The sequence below is a fragment of the Citrobacter sp. R4 genome, from assembly GCF_026719175.1.
GTDB classification, from domain to species: domain Bacteria; phylum Pseudomonadota; class Gammaproteobacteria; order Enterobacterales; family Enterobacteriaceae; genus Citrobacter_A; species Citrobacter_A sedlakii.
Genome location: NZ_JAPPSU010000001.1, coordinates 742,217 through 756,749 on the forward strand (window position 1 = coordinate 742,217; position 14,533 = coordinate 756,749).

The 14,533-nt window shown below is 53.1% G+C and carries 15 protein-coding genes; 9 read left to right on the forward strand and 6 right to left on the reverse strand.

The window, feature by feature from the left end:
* Positions 1-43: 43 nt before the first annotated feature.
* Complete coding sequence (gene spy / locus OOJ60_RS03465; RefSeq protein WP_042287508.1) at positions 44-529, forward strand: ATP-independent periplasmic protein-refolding chaperone Spy; 486 nt, start codon at positions 44-46, stop codon at positions 527-529.
* Positions 530-642: 113 nt separating this feature from the next.
* Here spy and cho read toward each other — a convergent pair whose 3' ends face one another.
* Positions 643-1,530 carry an excinuclease Cho gene (gene cho / locus OOJ60_RS03470; RefSeq protein WP_181821429.1) on the reverse strand — a complete coding sequence of 296 codons (888 nt, stop codon included), beginning with the start codon at positions 1,528-1,530 and terminating at the stop codon, positions 643-645.
* Positions 1,531-1,650: 120 nt separating this feature from the next.
* Complete coding sequence (gene nadE / locus OOJ60_RS03475; protein ID WP_205611942.1) at positions 1,651-2,478, reverse strand: ammonia-dependent NAD(+) synthetase; 828 nt, start codon at positions 2,476-2,478, stop codon at positions 1,651-1,653.
* Positions 2,479-2,697: 219 nt separating this feature from the next.
* Here nadE and osmE point away from each other — a divergent pair, with 219 nt between their 5' ends.
* The 7 genes from osmE to chbG all read left to right on the forward strand — a co-directional run bounded on the left by osmE (position 2,698) and on the right by chbG (position 8,605).
* A complete protein-coding gene (osmE, locus tag OOJ60_RS03480; RefSeq protein ID WP_042287504.1) occupies positions 2,698-3,039 on the forward strand; it encodes an osmotically-inducible lipoprotein OsmE in 342 nt (113 codons plus the stop codon).
* Between the two features lie 298 nt (positions 3,040-3,337).
* Positions 3,338-3,658, forward strand: a complete 321-nt coding sequence (gene chbB / locus OOJ60_RS03485) for a PTS N,N'-diacetylchitobiose transporter subunit IIB (RefSeq protein WP_042287501.1) — start codon at positions 3,338-3,340, stop codon at positions 3,656-3,658.
* An 82-nt stretch (positions 3,659-3,740) separates the two neighbouring features.
* A complete protein-coding gene (gene chbC, locus OOJ60_RS03490) occupies positions 3,741-5,099 on the forward strand; it encodes a PTS N,N'-diacetylchitobiose transporter subunit IIC (protein ID WP_042287498.1) in 1,359 nt (452 codons plus the stop codon).
* Between the two features lie 52 nt (positions 5,100-5,151).
* Complete coding sequence (gene chbA / locus OOJ60_RS03495; protein ID WP_042287495.1) at positions 5,152-5,502, forward strand: PTS N,N'-diacetylchitobiose transporter subunit IIA; 351 nt, start codon at positions 5,152-5,154, stop codon at positions 5,500-5,502.
* A 7-nt stretch (positions 5,503-5,509) separates the two neighbouring features.
* Positions 5,510-6,358, forward strand: coding sequence for a transcriptional regulator ChbR (gene chbR / locus OOJ60_RS03500; RefSeq protein ID WP_082636792.1), 849 nt, complete (start codon positions 5,510-5,512; stop codon positions 6,356-6,358).
* A 121-nt stretch (positions 6,359-6,479) separates the two neighbouring features.
* Positions 6,480-7,835: a 6-phospho-beta-glucosidase gene (locus OOJ60_RS03505; protein WP_042287485.1), complete on the forward strand. Its 1,356-nt coding sequence runs from the start codon at positions 6,480-6,482 to the stop codon at positions 7,833-7,835.
* A gap of 11 nt (positions 7,836-7,846) precedes the next feature.
* Positions 7,847-8,605, forward strand: coding sequence for a chitin disaccharide deacetylase (chbG, locus tag OOJ60_RS03510; protein WP_205611943.1), 759 nt, complete (start codon positions 7,847-7,849; stop codon positions 8,603-8,605).
* Between the two features lie 50 nt (positions 8,606-8,655).
* Here chbG and katE read toward each other — a convergent pair whose 3' ends face one another.
* Positions 8,656-10,914: a catalase HPII gene (gene katE, locus OOJ60_RS03515; protein ID WP_205611944.1), complete on the reverse strand. Its 2,259-nt coding sequence runs from the start codon at positions 10,912-10,914 to the stop codon at positions 8,656-8,658.
* 201 nt (positions 10,915-11,115) lie between these two features.
* On the opposite strand from katE, the gene cedA reads away from it, so the two are divergent.
* Positions 11,116-11,370: a cell division activator CedA gene (gene cedA / locus OOJ60_RS03520; protein ID WP_072014981.1), complete on the forward strand. Its 255-nt coding sequence runs from the start codon at positions 11,116-11,118 to the stop codon at positions 11,368-11,370.
* Between the two features lie 62 nt (positions 11,371-11,432).
* On the opposite strand, the gene tcyP is transcribed toward cedA, so the two are convergent.
* The 3 genes from tcyP to kduD all read right to left on the reverse strand — a co-directional run bounded on the left by tcyP (position 11,433) and on the right by kduD (position 14,403).
* Complete coding sequence (gene tcyP, locus OOJ60_RS03525) at positions 11,433-12,824, reverse strand: cystine/sulfocysteine:cation symporter (protein WP_042287476.1); 1,392 nt, start codon at positions 12,822-12,824, stop codon at positions 11,433-11,435.
* A gap of 134 nt (positions 12,825-12,958) precedes the next feature.
* Positions 12,959-13,546: a metal-dependent hydrolase gene (locus tag OOJ60_RS03530; protein WP_042287473.1), complete on the reverse strand. Its 588-nt coding sequence runs from the start codon at positions 13,544-13,546 to the stop codon at positions 12,959-12,961.
* A gap of 95 nt (positions 13,547-13,641) precedes the next feature.
* Positions 13,642-14,403, reverse strand: coding sequence for a 2-dehydro-3-deoxy-D-gluconate 5-dehydrogenase KduD (gene kduD, locus OOJ60_RS03535; RefSeq protein WP_205611945.1), 762 nt, complete (start codon positions 14,401-14,403; stop codon positions 13,642-13,644).
* Positions 14,404-14,533 lie beyond the last annotated feature (130 nt).

Consider the following 14,533-nt stretch of genomic DNA (forward strand, 5'->3'; position numbering starts at 1 on the left):
TTAAGAAAACCGTAAAAAATAACTGAAAGGAAGGATAAAGAATATGCGTAAATTAACTGCACTGTTTGTTGCTTCTACCCTGGCTCTGGGCGCTGCTAACCTGGCTCACGCAGCCGAAACCACCGCCGCCGCGCCAGCGGATGCAAAACCCATGATGCACCATAAAGGCAAATTTGGTCCGCATCATGACATGATGTTCAAAGACCTGAATCTGACCGATGCGCAAAAGCAGCAGATTCGCGACATCATGAAAGAGAAACGCGCCGACATGAAACGCCCGTCTTTAGATGAGCGCCGCGCAATGCACGCGATCATTGCCAGCGACAGCTTCGATAAAGCCAAAGCTGAAGCGCAGATCGCAAAAATGGAAGAGCAGCGTAAAGCCAACATGCTGGCGCACATGGAAACACAGAATAAGATCTACAACATTCTGACCCCGGAACAGAAAAAGCAGTTTAATGCCAATTTTGAGAAGCGTCTGACAGAACGTCCGGCGCGAGACGGTAAAATGCCCGTACCTGCTGAGTAATCGCTGAGCAAACGGATCCGAAAACCGCCGGTCTTGTTCATCCTCTCCCATGAGGCGATGGACAGGCCCGGCGGTTTTTTTTACCGCAGTAGGCCATTCCACCCTGACGCCAGTTACCTGCTGTTCATTAAAGCATCCGGGCTGAGGTCGATGATCTCGCAGGTACCGGAAATCAAGGGCTTGCAGAGGATTTTGTAGCCATCATGATCAAAACCTGCCGGCGTTTGTACCAGCGTCGACACATTATCCAGAGAGTCAACCGCGCCCAGCCAAAGCCAGTTATTAATAATGTGGTACTGCGTCATCCCCGGTCGGCTCTCTTTGAGCGCAATAGCGTTTTTCCACGGCCAGCATACAACACGCAGTTTTTCCAACGAATCCAGCAGGCGGGTCGCATGCTGGTCAGGGCTTTCTTTGCCGCAACAGGCCCCCGCGCAGCGCTTTAGCGCTGAGCGAAAACAGGCGCGACCGCGACTCAGCGGCTCAAGACCGAGCAGTCCATAACACAACTTTTGTTCATCAGCGAGGGTCTGTAAGGCCTGCAACGCGGCGCGACGATTGGCAAAAAGACCAAACAGGTTGGCCGCGTGAGAAAAGTCGACGTCGCGTGCATAAACGACGTCAACGTTTTGCCCGCGAAGCTGGAGGGCGCAGAGTTGGCGGTTGCGCCGGAGTCGTTTGTTAAACAACGGCTGCTGTTCTTTAATAAGCCGGGCTTCCAGCAGCAGCGCGCCGATTTCTCCTGCGGTGCAGATCCAGGTAATGCGTCGGGACTGACGCAGCATGGCGGCTTCATCGGCGGTGCGCAGATGTGACAATACCCGGCTGCGAATATTCACGCTTTTGCCTATGTACAGAGGCATGGCGTCGCTGTCGCCATGGAACAGATACACGCCGGGTACGCTGGGCAACGCATCAAGGAAAGGGCGCAGATGTTCGGGGTATTTGTAAATTGCTGCTGCTTCAAATTCTGGACGAGGGGCTGATTGACGCCGTACCACGGTTAACTCCGGATGCTGGTTATTCATCCAGTATAGCAGCGCAACGGAGAGTAAAAAAGAGGCGATTTTGTGGAGGCTGGCCGGACAGCGCGCGTGGCGACATTATCCGGCCAGGTAAAATCACTGTTTCCAGAAATCGTCAAACACCGTAATGGGCGGACGGCGTTTATGTTCCGTCTTCAGGTACCAGCCTTCGATGATATTGGCAACGGCGGGATCGACGGCTTTGCCTTCCAGATAGTCATCAATATTGTCGTAGCTGACGCCGAGCGCGGCTTCATCCGGCAAAGAAGGGCGATCGTCTTCCAGGTCGGCGGTCGGGGCTTTCTTGTAAAGATGTTCCGGGCAGCCTAACGCGGCCAGCAACTGTTTGCCCTGACGTTTGTTCAGGCGGAACAGGGGATTAATGTCGGTGCCGCCGTCGCCATATTTCGTAAAGAAGCCAGTAATAGCTTCCGCCGCATGGTCGGTACCTACCACGACTCCGCTGGTCATTCCGGCGATACTGTACTGTGCCTTCATACGTTCGCGGGCTTTTTCGTTACCGCGCACAAAATCGCTCAGTTCAATCCCCGCGTCGCGCAACGCCTGTTCACTCGCCAGCACCGCGCCCTTAATGTTGACCGTCAACACACGATCCGGCTGGATAAAAGCAAGCGCGTCCTGGCAGTCCTGCTCGTCGAACTGCACCCCGAAAGGCAGGCGGACTGCAATAAATTGCAGCGCGTCATTACCTGTTTCTTCGCGCAGTTCGCTGATCGCCATCTGACAGAGTTTTCCTGCCAGCGTGGAGTCTTGCCCGCCGCTGATTCCCAGCACCAGGCTTTTCAGGAAGGAATAGCGTTGCAGATACGCTTTCAGAAAATCCACGCTGCGGCGAATTTCTTCTTCTGGATTAATGTGCGGCTTTGCGCCCAGCGCCTGGATGATCTCTTGTTGCAGAGACATGTAACCCCTCCCCAATATGAAATAAAAAAAGCAGTCTGTAATAAAGCTAACCCTTTGTCGCGCAAACGACAAGTCGGGGCGGGCCGTGTGGCGTTTAAAACGACATCCTGGTGACTTATTAGAATCATCCGAAACCAACTTCGTGTGGAGTGGTCGCTTGAAAAAAGTGGAGATGTATTCCAGGCTTACTTAACACGCTGAAAAACAAGAGGACGGAAAATGAACAAGAACGTAGCAGGAATTCTGAGCGCAGCGGCGGTATTGACTATGCTGGCAGGCTGTACGGCTTACGATCGTACAAAAGACCAATTCGTTCAGCCGGTAGTAAAAGACGTGAAAAAAGGTATGAGCCGTTCACAGGTTGAACAGATTGCCGGTAAACCTTCTTCTGAAGTCAGCATGATCCATGCTCGCGGTACCTGCCAGACCTACATTCTGGGTCAACGTGATGGTAAAGCTGAAACCTATTTCGTCGCCCTTGACGATACCGGGCATGTCATTAACTCTGGCTATCAAACCTGCGCCGAGTATGACACCGACCCCCAGGCTCCGAAGCAGTAATGACTGTCTAAAGCCTGAACAGCACGAAGAACCGGCCATTGCGCCGGTTTTTTTATAGCGGCATGATCTTAATTATTGGAGCGAATTATTTGCCTGAAATGTGAAGGGGGTCATAACGTCAGGTCAATGAGAGACAATTTAGTTGGTCAAGGAAATACCATCCGCGGGTCCGATACCGTATACTCATTTCAGACACAGAAATAAGTCTTTCGATTACGCAAGTTGTCCAGTGCATGGATGCAGGTTTGAGACTTGCGGCGTGTCTGGTTAACAGATAATCGCACTTGAGGAACGTTTTATGGAAAAGAAACACATTTATCTGTTTTGCTCTGCGGGCATGTCTACCTCTTTACTGGTGTCGAAAATGCGCGCACAGGCTGAGAAATACGAAGTACCGGTTATTATTGAAGCATTCCCGGAAACCCTTGCCGGAGAAAAAGGCCCGGCGGCAGATGTCGTATTATTAGGACCGCAAATTGCTTATATGTTGCCCGAAATTCAGCGTTTGTTACCTGACAAACCTGTAGAAGTGATTGACTCGCTGCTGTATGGCAAAGTCGATGGTTTAGGCGTGCTTAAGGCTGCGGTTGCAGCAATTAAAAAAGCCGCTGCGAATTAATATTTTAATTTTTTCCCGTCAAAGAGTTATTTCATTTACATATACCGCAATGTCACATTGCGGTTTTTAAGGGTATTTTTCTATGAGTAACGTCATTGCTTCACTTGAAAAGGTACTCCTTCCTTTTGCTGTAAAAATAGGAAAGCAGCCACACGTTAATGCAATCAAAAATGGTTTTATTCGTTTAATGCCGTTGACCCTCGCTGGGGCCATGTTTGTATTAATTAATAACGTTTTCCTGAGCTTTGGGGAGGGGTCGTTTTTTTATTCCCTCGGCATTCGGCTGGATGCGTCTACCATTGAGAATCTCAATAGTCTGAAAGGCATCGGTGGGAACGTCTACAACGGTACGTTAGGCATTATGTCCCTGATGGCGCCGTTCTTTATCGGTATGGCGCTGGCAGAAGAACGTAAAGTCGACGCCCTGGCAGCCGGCTTATTATCCGTCGCGGCATTTATGACCGTTACGCCCTATAGCGTCGGTGAAGCCTATGCGGTCGGCGCAAACTGGCTGGGCGGCGCGAATATCATTTCCGGTATTATTATCGGTTTGGTGGTTGCGGAAATGTTCACATTTATTGTCCGCCGTAACTGGGTGATTAAATTACCCGATAGCGTACCAGCATCTGTCTCCCGCTCATTCTCCGCGTTAATTCCAGGTTTTATTATCCTCTCTATCATGGGGATCATCGCCTGGGCGCTGACCACCTGGGGAACGAACTTCCACCAGATCATTATGGATACCATTTCTACGCCGCTGGCGTCGCTGGGCAGCGTGGTGGGTTGGGCTTATGTTATCTTCGTTCCGCTGCTGTGGTTCTTCGGTATTCACGGCTCCCTGGCGTTGACCGCGCTGGACAGCGGCATTATGACCCCGTGGGCGCTAGAGAACATCGCTATTTACCAGCAGTACGGTTCCGTTGACGCCGCGCTGGCCGCCGGCAAGACCTTCCACATCTGGGCAAAACCGATGCTGGACTCCTATATTTTCCTCGGCGGCAGTGGCGCAACGCTTGGCCTGATCATCGCTATCTTCATCGCGTCTCGTCGCGCCGATTATCGTCAGGTCGCCAAACTCGCGCTGCCGTCAGGCATCTTCCAGATTAACGAACCGATTCTGTTTGGTCTGCCGATTATCATGAACCCGGTGATGTTTATCCCGTTCATTCTGGTACAACCGATTCTTGCCGCGATTACGTTGGTGGCGTACTACCTGGGCATTATCCCGCCGATTACCAACATCGCGCCGTGGACCATGCCCACCGGCCTGGGCGCCTTCTTTAACACCAACGGCAGCGTCGCTGCGCTGCTGGTGGCCCTGTTCAACCTGGGTGTGGCGACGTTGATTTACCTGCCGTTTGTTGTGGTGGCTAACAAAGCGCAGAACGTCATTGATGAAGAAGAAAGCGAAGAAGACATCGCCAACGCCCTGAAATTCTAAATTTTAACCGGCATGTGGTTACGCATGCCGGGTCGTCAAAGAGGAATGATTTATGATGGATCTTGATAGCATTACCGATGCGCAAACCGAGGCTGAAGAGCTTGAAGAAGTGGTGATGGGACTCATCATCAACTCCGGACAGGCGCGCAGTCTGGCCTACGCAGCGTTGAAGCAGGCAAAGCAGGGCGACTTTGCGGCGGCGAAGACGATGATGGAACAGTCGCGCATGGCGCTGAATGAAGCCCATCTGGTGCAAACGAAACTGATTGAAGGCGATCAGGGGGAAGGTAAAATGAAAGTCAGTCTGGTTCTGGTGCATGCGCAGGATCACCTGATGACCTCAATGCTGGCGCGCGAACTGGTGTCAGAATTGATAGAGCTTCACGAGAAGCTGAGCAAGTAAGGAGTTGATGATGCAACTGCAGGCTACCGCTACCGTACCGGAAATCACCGTTGCCCGCGAACAGCAACTGTTTAATGGCAAAAATTTCCACGTCTTTATCTATAACAAGACAGAGAGCGCCTGCGGCTTGCATCAGCACGACTACTATGAGTTTACGCTGGTGCTCACCGGCCGCTATTACCAGGAGATTAATGGTAAGCGTGTGCTGCTGGAGCGGGGGGACTTTGTGTTTGTCCCGCTGGGTTCTCATCACCAGAGTTTTTACGAGTTCGGCGCCACGCGTATTCTTAACGTCGGCATCAGCAAACGTTTTTTTGAACAGCACTATAGCCCGCTCATGCCGTATTGTTTTGTGGCATCGCAGGTCTATCGCACCAACAGCGCATTTTTAACCTATGTCGAAACAGTGATTGCCTCGCTCAACTTTCGAGATACCGGGCTGGAGGAATTTGTGGAAGTGGTCACCTTCTACATTATCAACCGCCTGCGTCATTATCGTGAGGAACAGGTGCTGGATGATATTCCGCAGTGGTTAAAAGCCACTGTCGAAACCATGCACAATAAAGAGCAGTTTGGTGAAAATGCGCTGGAAAATATGGTTTCCCTGTCCGCAAAATCCCAGGAATACCTGACGCGAGCGACGCAGCGTTATTATCGAAAAACGCCGATGCAGTTAATTAACGAAATTCGTATTAACTTTGCCAAAAAACAGCTGGAGATGACGAACTACTCCGTAACGGATATCGCCTACGAGGCCGGATACAGTAGCCCAAGTTTGTTCATTAAAACGTTTAAAAAAATGACGTCGTTTACGCCAAACAGCTATCGAAAAAAACTGACGCAATATAATCAGTAAAAACTTTATTCAATAACCTGATTTTAAAGCTTGCCCAATATTAACGCGGGACCCCCGCGTTACACCTGAAAAAAGGGCCGAGCATAATTCACGCCAGTGTCTGACACTGAAGGGAGAAATTATGAGCCAGAAATTAAAAGTCGTCACTATTGGTGGCGGGAGCAGCTATACCCCAGAATTACTCGAAGGCTTTATTAAGCGCTATCATGAGCTGCCGGTCTCTGAATTGTGGCTGGTTGACGTGGAAGGCGGCGAAGAGAAGCTGGATATCATCTACCGCCTGTGTCAGCGCATGGTTGAGAAAGCGGGGGTGCCGATGAAGGTTTTTAAAACCCTCGATCGCCGCGAAGCGCTGAAAGATGCAGACTTTGTAACCACCCAGCTGCGCGTCGGACAATTGAAAGCCCGCGAGCTGGATGAACGCATTCCGCTGAGCCAGGGGTACCTGGGACAAGAAACCAATGGCGCAGGCGGTCTGTTTAAGGGCCTGCGCACCATTCCGGTGATTTTTGACATCATTAAGGATGTGGAAGAACTTTGCCCGAATGCGTGGGTCATTAACTTCACTAACCCGGCGGGTATGGTGACCGAAGCGGTGTATCGCCACACCAACTTTAAGCGCTTCATTGGGGTGTGCAACATTCCTGTCGGCATGAAAATGTTCATCGGCGATGTGCTGGGACTGAAAGAGAGCGATGCGCTGTCTATCGATCTGTTTGGCCTGAACCACATGGTGTTCATCAAAGATGTGTTCGTCAACGGGGAGTCGCGCTTTGCTGAACTGCTGGATGGCGTCGCTTCCGGTCAGCTTAAAGCGTCCGGCGTGAAGAACATTTTTGATCTGCCGTTCAGTGAAGGTCTGATTCGCTCATTGAATCTGCTGCCGTGCTCGTATCTGCTGTATTACTTCAAGCAGAAAGAGATGCTGGCCATTGAAATGGGCGAATACTACAAGGGCGGCGCGCGCGCGCAGGTAGTGCAGAAAGTTGAGAAACAGCTGTTTGATCTGTACAAAAATCCGGAGCTGAACGTGAAGCCGAAAGAGCTGGAGCAGCGCGGCGGCGCTTACTACTCTGATGCTGCGTGCGAAGTGATTAACGCCATTTTCAACGACAAACAGACTGAACATTATGTCAACGTTCCGCATCACGGGCACGTTGATAACATTCCGGCGGACTGGGCGGTGGAAATGACCTGTACATTGGGCCGCGACGGCGCGAAGCCGCATCCGCGAATCACCCATTTTGACGAAAAAGTGCTGGGGCTTATCTATACCATCAAGGGCTTTGAAGTGGCGGCCAGCAAGGCAGCGTTGAGCGGTGAGTTTAACGACGTGCTGCTGGCGCTTAACCTCAGTCCGCTGGTCCATTCGGATCGCGATGCGGAAACCCTGGCGCGTGAGCTGATCCTGGCGCATGAAAAGTGGCTGCCTAACTTTGCTGGCTGTATTGAAAAACTGAAAGGCGCACAACACTAAAGAGGTTGACTATGGAACGCGTGCTGATTGTCAATGCGGATGATTTTGGCCTGAGCAAAGGACAAAACTACGGCATCATTGAGGCCTGTCGCCATGGGGTGGTGACTTCCACCACGGCGCTGGTGAACGGCGAGGCCATTGAGCATGCGGCGCAGTTAAGCCGCGAACATCCGTCACTGGCCGTCGGGATGCACTTTGTTCTGACGCTCGGCGCCCCGTTAACCAGGATGCCAGGGCTGACCCGGGAAGGGCGTCTGGGGAAATGGATCTGGCAGATGGCGGAAGAGGATACGCTGCCGCTGGATGAAATCGCCAGCGAACTGGAGTGTCAGTATCAGCGTTTTATCGATCTGTTTGGGCGGGAGCCTACGCATCTGGACAGCCATCATCACGTGCATATGTTCCCGCAAATTTTTCCTGTCGTCGCGCGTTTTGCCGCCGAACGGGGAGTGGCGCTGCGTATTGACCGCCAGCCGGTGTTTAATGCCGCGGACCTGCCGGCAACGTTGCGAAGTTCGCAAGGGTTTAGCAGCGAGTTTTACGGTGAAGCGATATCCGAAGCGTTGTTTCTGCACGTTCTGGACGCCTCTGCGGCGCGTGGGGAGGCTTCACTGGAAGTGATGTGTCATCCGGCGTTTATCGACAATGTGATTCGTCAAAGCGCCTACTGTTATCCCCGCCTGACTGAACTGGAGGTACTGACGTCCCCGTCGCTGAGGAAGGCGATTGTGGAACGCGGCTACCGTCTGGGCAGTTTTCTTGATGTGTAGTGCCTGAGTTTGCGGCGCATACACAATGCGCCGCATTTTTTACTTATTGATTACGCCGGGATTAGCGGCACTTTGCCGGTTCGTGACCACACGCGGTGCGCGGCCATCAGCGTAAACAACGCATCCATAAACTGACCGTCCACGTTGTCTGCTTCGACAAGACCTTCTTCCCCCTGACTGTCGACATTCAGCACAGCTTTAAAGCGTCGTGCATCACCCGCCAGAGCGATAGGCTTGAGGTGTTTATAGGCTTCGAGCAGATAGTAACGGGCGTCGCCACTGTTTTCGATATCCGCGATATCGCCGCACGGCACAATGACGGCATCGACGGTAAGGGATGGCGCGCCAGCGAAGGTGGCGGCAATGGTCAGGGTAGAACCGTCGTCGGCCACCACTTCACCCATGCGTGAGTAAAGCAGTTTCGCATGAACGCCTTTTGCTTTCAGCGCTTGCAGGATAGCCAGCAGGTCGGCGGATTTTACCTTACCGTTCAGTAAAATCCCCACCACGCGACCTTTAATATCACCGTCGGGGATCGCATAAAGACTCAGCGATGGATCTTTCTTCAGTCCGTTGACGTCCGGCGGCGGGGCGATTTGCGTTTGTTCCGGCGTCAGTTCAATGCCCAGATTCTTCGCCACTGCTTGCGCCAGCGTTATGTCAATATGCGCCAGTTGATCCACAACCCGTTCGCGTATATAGGCGCGAACCACTTTACTGAGCTCAAAGCTGAAGGCATCGACGATATGCAACTGCTCAACCGGCGTCTGGCTCAACCAGAACAGGCGCGGGTGAGCGTAATATTCGCCAAAGGATGGGCTACGTTCGCGTACTTTGTTGCCTTCAACGCGCTCCTGATAAGACTCGAAACCTCCCCGCTTAGGCGCTGGCGGCGTTTCACGCGGCCAGTTGTCGTTGATCGAATTGGGCTCATAGTTAGCCGGGTTAGTATCGATGCCCATCCGATGCATACCGTCACGCTGGAAGTTGTGATACGGGCAGGTTGGACGGTTGATAGGGATTTCATGGAAGTTGGGCCCGCCGAGGCGGCTGATCTGTGTGTCGGTATACGAGAACAGTCGGCCCTGCAGCAGCGGATCGTTTGTGAAATCAATACCGGGGACGATGTGGCCCGGGTGGAACGCGGCCTGCTCGTTTTCGGCAAAGAAGTTGTCCGGGTTACGGTTCAGCACCATTTTCCCCACGCGCTGCACCGGTACCAGCTCTTCCGGGATAAGCTTGGTTGGGTCCAGCAGGTCGAAGTCGAATTTGAATTCGTCTTCTTCCGGAATTAGCTGGAATCCTAATTCATATTCCGGGAAATCACCGGCTTCGATAGCTTCCCACAGTTCGCGGCGATGGAAGTCCGGGTCGCGACCGGTGAGTTTCTGCGCTTCGTCCCATACCAGCGAAGCCTTGCCCGCCAGCGGTTTCCAGTGGAAGCGTACAAACGTCGCTTTCCCTTCGGCGTTAATCAGTCGGAAGGTATGAATACCGAAACCTTCCATGGTGCGATAGCTCCGCGGGATGCCGCGATCCGACATCGCCCACATGACGTTGTGCAGTGTTTCAGGCTGTAGCGAAACATAGTCCCAGAACGTGTCATGGGCACTTTGACCCTGCGGAATCGCCCAGTGCGGTTCGGGCTTAACGGCGTGGACGAAATCCGGGAACTTATGCGCGTCCTGTATAAAGAAAATGGGGGTGTTATTGCCCACCAGGTCGAAAATGCCTTCTTCAGTATAAAACTTGGTGGCGAATCCACGGATGTCACGTACGGTGTCCGCTGAGCCAGCGCCACCCTGTACCGTGGAGAAGCGCACAAATACTGGCGTGATTTTGTCCGGATCGGAAAGGAAAGCGGCTTTGGTGATATCGCTCAGGTTTTTATAGGGCTGAAAGTAGCCGTGCGCCGCGGACCCACGCGCGTGAACAATACGTTCCGGAATACGTTCATGGTCAAAGTGGGTGATTTTTTCGCGCAGGATAAAATCTTCGAGCAGCGTAGGACCGCGGCTACCGGCGCGTAAGGAGTTCTGGTCATCGGCGATACGCACGCCCTGATTGGTGGTGAGCGCGAAATTTTCGCTGCCTTTACGCACGCTTTCGAGATCGTTCAGCTTTTCATTTCCGGTATCCGGCGCTTTCAGGCTGCCGGGGGCCGTTGGCTGTGCGCCCGGCGGAGTGGGTTCCGGGGACGGGCGATGCGAGCCGTCCTCAGGCGCCAGAGAGTCAAGTCCCGGCTGCGATTCACGGGTGTCGTGGACAGGGGACTGATGAGGATGGGGATTTTTGTCATTATGCGACATTGAACTCGTCTCCATTTTTCATGGCTGAAAAGACCGTTTTATTTGTTAAAACCCCACTAACTATAGACCACCACGGAGATTCTATCGGAAGACCACGGCATGGTGACGGCGAGCCGACGCGCAAAGCGCACGTGCAGAGCAGGACGGGCAGGGGAAAAATCGGCTAAGATAGTTCTTTTCTGATTTTTAGCATCGGTCTTAGTGAAGCAATTAATGATGAAACCTCTACGCCAACAAAATCGCCCGGTTATTAGCTATGTCCCGCGAGTGGAACCCGCGCCGCCTGAACATGCGATAAAAATGGAAGCGTTTCGTGACGTGTGGATTTTGCGTGGAAAATATGTCGCGTTTGTCTTACTGGGTGAGTCGTTCCAGCGATCGCCCGCCTTTACCGTACCGGAGTCCGCTCAACGCTGGGCAAACCAGGTACGGCAGGAAAATGAAATCGCTGACTAATGCGCCATAAAAAAACCGCCCCGAAAGGCGGTTATTATCGTTAAAGAAGGGCGTTTTTTCGCTTAGCGATGCGCCAGTTCGGCGTCTTCTTCACTGTCCAGAATGGTTTTATCGGTTTGTTTCAGCCACTGGCTGGTCAGCGTACCAGCGGTCATGGAGCCGCTCACGTTCAGCGCGGTACGGCCCATGTCGATCAGCGGCTCAACGGAGATCAGCAGCGCCACCAGCGTGACTGGCAGGCCCATTGCGGGCAGAACAATCAGTGCGGCGAAAGTTGCGCCGCCACCAACCCCCGCCACTCCAGCGGAGCTGACGGTGACAATGCCAACCAGCGTGGCAATCCATACCGGATCGAGCGGGTTAATTCCTACCGTCGGGGCGACCATCACCGCCAGCATAGCCGGATACAGACCGGCACAGCCATTCTGACCAATGGTCGCGCCAAACGAGGCGGCGAAGCTGGCGATGGATTCCGGCACGCCGAGACGACGGGTTTGCGCTTCAACATTCAGCGGAATAGACGCGGCGCTGGAGCGACTGGTGAAAGCGAAAGTGAGCACCGGCCAGACCTTACGGAAGTATTTCAACGGGCTGACGCCATTAACGCCCAGCAGCGCGCCGTGGACAACAAACATTATCGCCAGCCCCAGATAGGAGGCCACCACAAAGCTGCCCAGCTTAATGATGTCCTGCAGGTTGGAGCCCGCCACGACTTTGGTCATCAACGCCAGTACGCCGTAAGGGGTTAACTGCATCACCAGGCGGACCAGCTTCATTACCCAGCTTTGCAGGGTGTCGATAGCGGTTAATACGCGCTCGCCTTTAGGCGCGTCATCTTTTAGCAGCTTAAGCGCAGCCACGCCGAGGAACGCAGCGAAGATCACGACGCTAATGATAGAGGTCGGATTCGCGCCAGTCAGATCGGCAAACGGGTTTTTCGGTACAAACGACAGCACCAACTGCGGGACGCTGAGGTCTGCGACTTTTCCGGCGTAGTTGGTTTCGATAGCGTTAAGGCGCGCCGTTTCGGCGCCGCCCTGTACCAGCCCTTCTGCGGTGAGACCGAAAAGGTTGGTCACCAGCACACCCACCAGTGCGGCGATAAGCGTAGTAAACAGCAGCGTGCCGATGGTCAGGAAGCTGATTTTTCCCAACTGTGAGGCGTTATGCAGGCGGGCTACCGCACTCAAAATAGAGGCGAACACCAGCGGCATCACGATCATTTGCAGCAGTTGTACATAGCCATTACCGACAATGTTGAACCACTGTACGGAATCTTTGAGTACCTGGCTGTCAGAACCATAAACAGTATGGAGGGCGAGGCCAAAGACCACACCCATGACCAGACCAACCAGTACTTTCTTTGCCAGACTCCACTGTTTATGACGGGTTTGCGCCAGCGCAAACAGCAGAATGACGAACACCACGATGTTCGCGATTAATGGAAAATTCATCCCCGTTCTCCTGATTTTATTATTCGTCTCGCTATCTGGAGCGAGCCTGTTGGCGCAAGAGTAGCAGAAGTGTGAACCGGCTCTTATATTCAAATGGAATTGTTTATGCCAAAAATGACAATTTCGCTGATTTACTAATCGATCTGATGTTTTATAAAGCGGTTGAACTGCATTTGCAGCGTATTGATCATGTCGGATGACCAGCGTACCGCACTGTTCTGGGGCAACGACTGGGGCATCCACACCGCCCAGGCAAACAGTGCCATGCAGAGAAAACGCTCCAGTTGATTCCCTTTCTGCGGGACGAGGATCGGTAACCGGAAACGCCAGCGACACGGCCAGAGCAGTGGAACGCCTGCCGGGGTGAGCATGTCGGCGAGAATATGGCTCAGATAGCCGAGAACCATACCCTGTAAGGCATCCGCCGGAATGATCCAGGTCTCTGGCACTTTCAGATAGAACGTCGCCAGCAAGGCAAAGACGGCGAGCAGGCTGTGCGTGAATCCGCGATGCCCGAACGCCCGGGCGATCGGTTTTGAGATCCACTTCAGCCGTTGCCCGAGAAACGACTTCGGGTGATCGATATCCGGCAGCAGACAGGTCAGGATGGCGGAAGGAACGATATGCCACCAGTCGCCCTGTGCAAGCACGGGCGTCAACTCGGCGTTCTTGGCGAACACCGCGCAGGCAATAGAAAAGAGAAGGTGACCTTCCGCCGTCATGATACAACCCAATAAACTGTTAATTCGTACAGTATAGGATTTTTATACAGTAGGCGGAAGTGGTGACGTTGTAACTCTTTGTCAATATTGCGCGATTAACGCGCTAACCAACCGCCATCCACCGCCAGTGTGTAGCCATTCATGTAATCCGAGGCTCGAGACGCGAGGAAAACCACCGGGCCTTGCAGGTCCTCCGGCGTACCCCAACGTCCGGCGGGGATGCGATCGACAATCTCTTTGTTGCGCTCTGCGTCTTCACGCAGCTGCTGCGTGTTATTGGTCGCCATATAGCCGGGAGCAATGGCATTGACGTTTATCCCATACTGCGCCCATTCATTCGCCAGCAGCCGGGTTATCCCGAGGATGCCGCTCTTTGACGCGGTGTATGAGGGAACGCGAATCCCGCCCTGGAACGACAGCATTGACGCGATATTAATGATTTTTCCGCCATCACCCTGGGCAATAAACTGGCGGGCTACGGCCTGCGAGAGAAAGAAGACGGATTTCAGGTTCAGATTCACCACGTCATCCCAGTCTTTTTCGCTGAAATTGAGCGCGTCTTCGCGGCGAATGATGCCGGCGTTATTCACCAGAATGTCGAGACGACCAAACTGCCCGACGGCTTGCGCGACGATATCCGCAAGAGGGTCTTGCTGACTGAGATCGGCCTGAATGGCGAAAAAACGGCGACCGGTCGCCGCGACTTTGGCGGCGGTGTCATGGGGTATTTTACGGTTCACCCCGATGATGTCGCAGCCCGCTTCGGCAAGCGCGACGGTCATTCCCTGGCCAAGTCCGGTATCGCAACCGGTAACAAGAGCGACTTTACCTGTAAGAGAAAACGCATTCAAAATCATAGTGACCTCGGCGACCCGCTGTTATTCGTTATTTGCCCGCAGAAAAGGATAGAAGAGGAAGACACAGAACACAATACAAAATGAAACAATGTTTTATTTTTGTTGGTGGGATGGGGAAAACGGGCAGTGC

Excerpts from the sequence above, each read along its gene's own strand:
- spy (WP_042287508.1), top strand. The coding sequence starts at position 44 with ATGCGTAAATTAACTGCACTGTTTGTTGCTTCTACCCTGGCTCTGGGC.
- nadE (WP_205611942.1), bottom strand. The coding sequence starts at position 2,478 with ATGTCTCTGCAACAAGAGATCATCCAGGCGCTGGGCGCAAAGCCGCAC.
- osmE (WP_042287504.1), top strand. The coding sequence starts at position 2,698 with ATGAACAAGAACGTAGCAGGAATTCTGAGCGCAGCGGCGGTATTGACT.
- chbB (WP_042287501.1), top strand. The coding sequence starts at position 3,338 with ATGGAAAAGAAACACATTTATCTGTTTTGCTCTGCGGGCATGTCTACC.
- chbC (WP_042287498.1), top strand. The coding sequence starts at position 3,741 with ATGAGTAACGTCATTGCTTCACTTGAAAAGGTACTCCTTCCTTTTGCT.
- chbA (WP_042287495.1), top strand. The coding sequence starts at position 5,152 with ATGATGGATCTTGATAGCATTACCGATGCGCAAACCGAGGCTGAAGAG.
- chbR (WP_082636792.1), top strand. The coding sequence starts at position 5,510 with ATGATGCAACTGCAGGCTACCGCTACCGTACCGGAAATCACCGTTGCC.
- OOJ60_RS03505 (WP_042287485.1), top strand. The coding sequence starts at position 6,480 with ATGAGCCAGAAATTAAAAGTCGTCACTATTGGTGGCGGGAGCAGCTAT.
- chbG (WP_205611943.1), top strand. The coding sequence starts at position 7,847 with ATGGAACGCGTGCTGATTGTCAATGCGGATGATTTTGGCCTGAGCAAA.
- katE (WP_205611944.1), bottom strand. The coding sequence starts at position 10,914 with ATGTCGCATAATGACAAAAATCCCCATCCTCATCAGTCCCCTGTCCAC.
- tcyP (WP_042287476.1), bottom strand. The coding sequence starts at position 12,824 with ATGAATTTTCCATTAATCGCGAACATCGTGGTGTTCGTCATTCTGCTG.
- OOJ60_RS03530 (WP_042287473.1), bottom strand. The coding sequence starts at position 13,546 with ATGACGGCGGAAGGTCACCTTCTCTTTTCTATTGCCTGCGCGGTGTTC.
- kduD (WP_205611945.1), bottom strand. The coding sequence starts at position 14,403 with ATGATTTTGAATGCGTTTTCTCTTACAGGTAAAGTCGCTCTTGTTACC.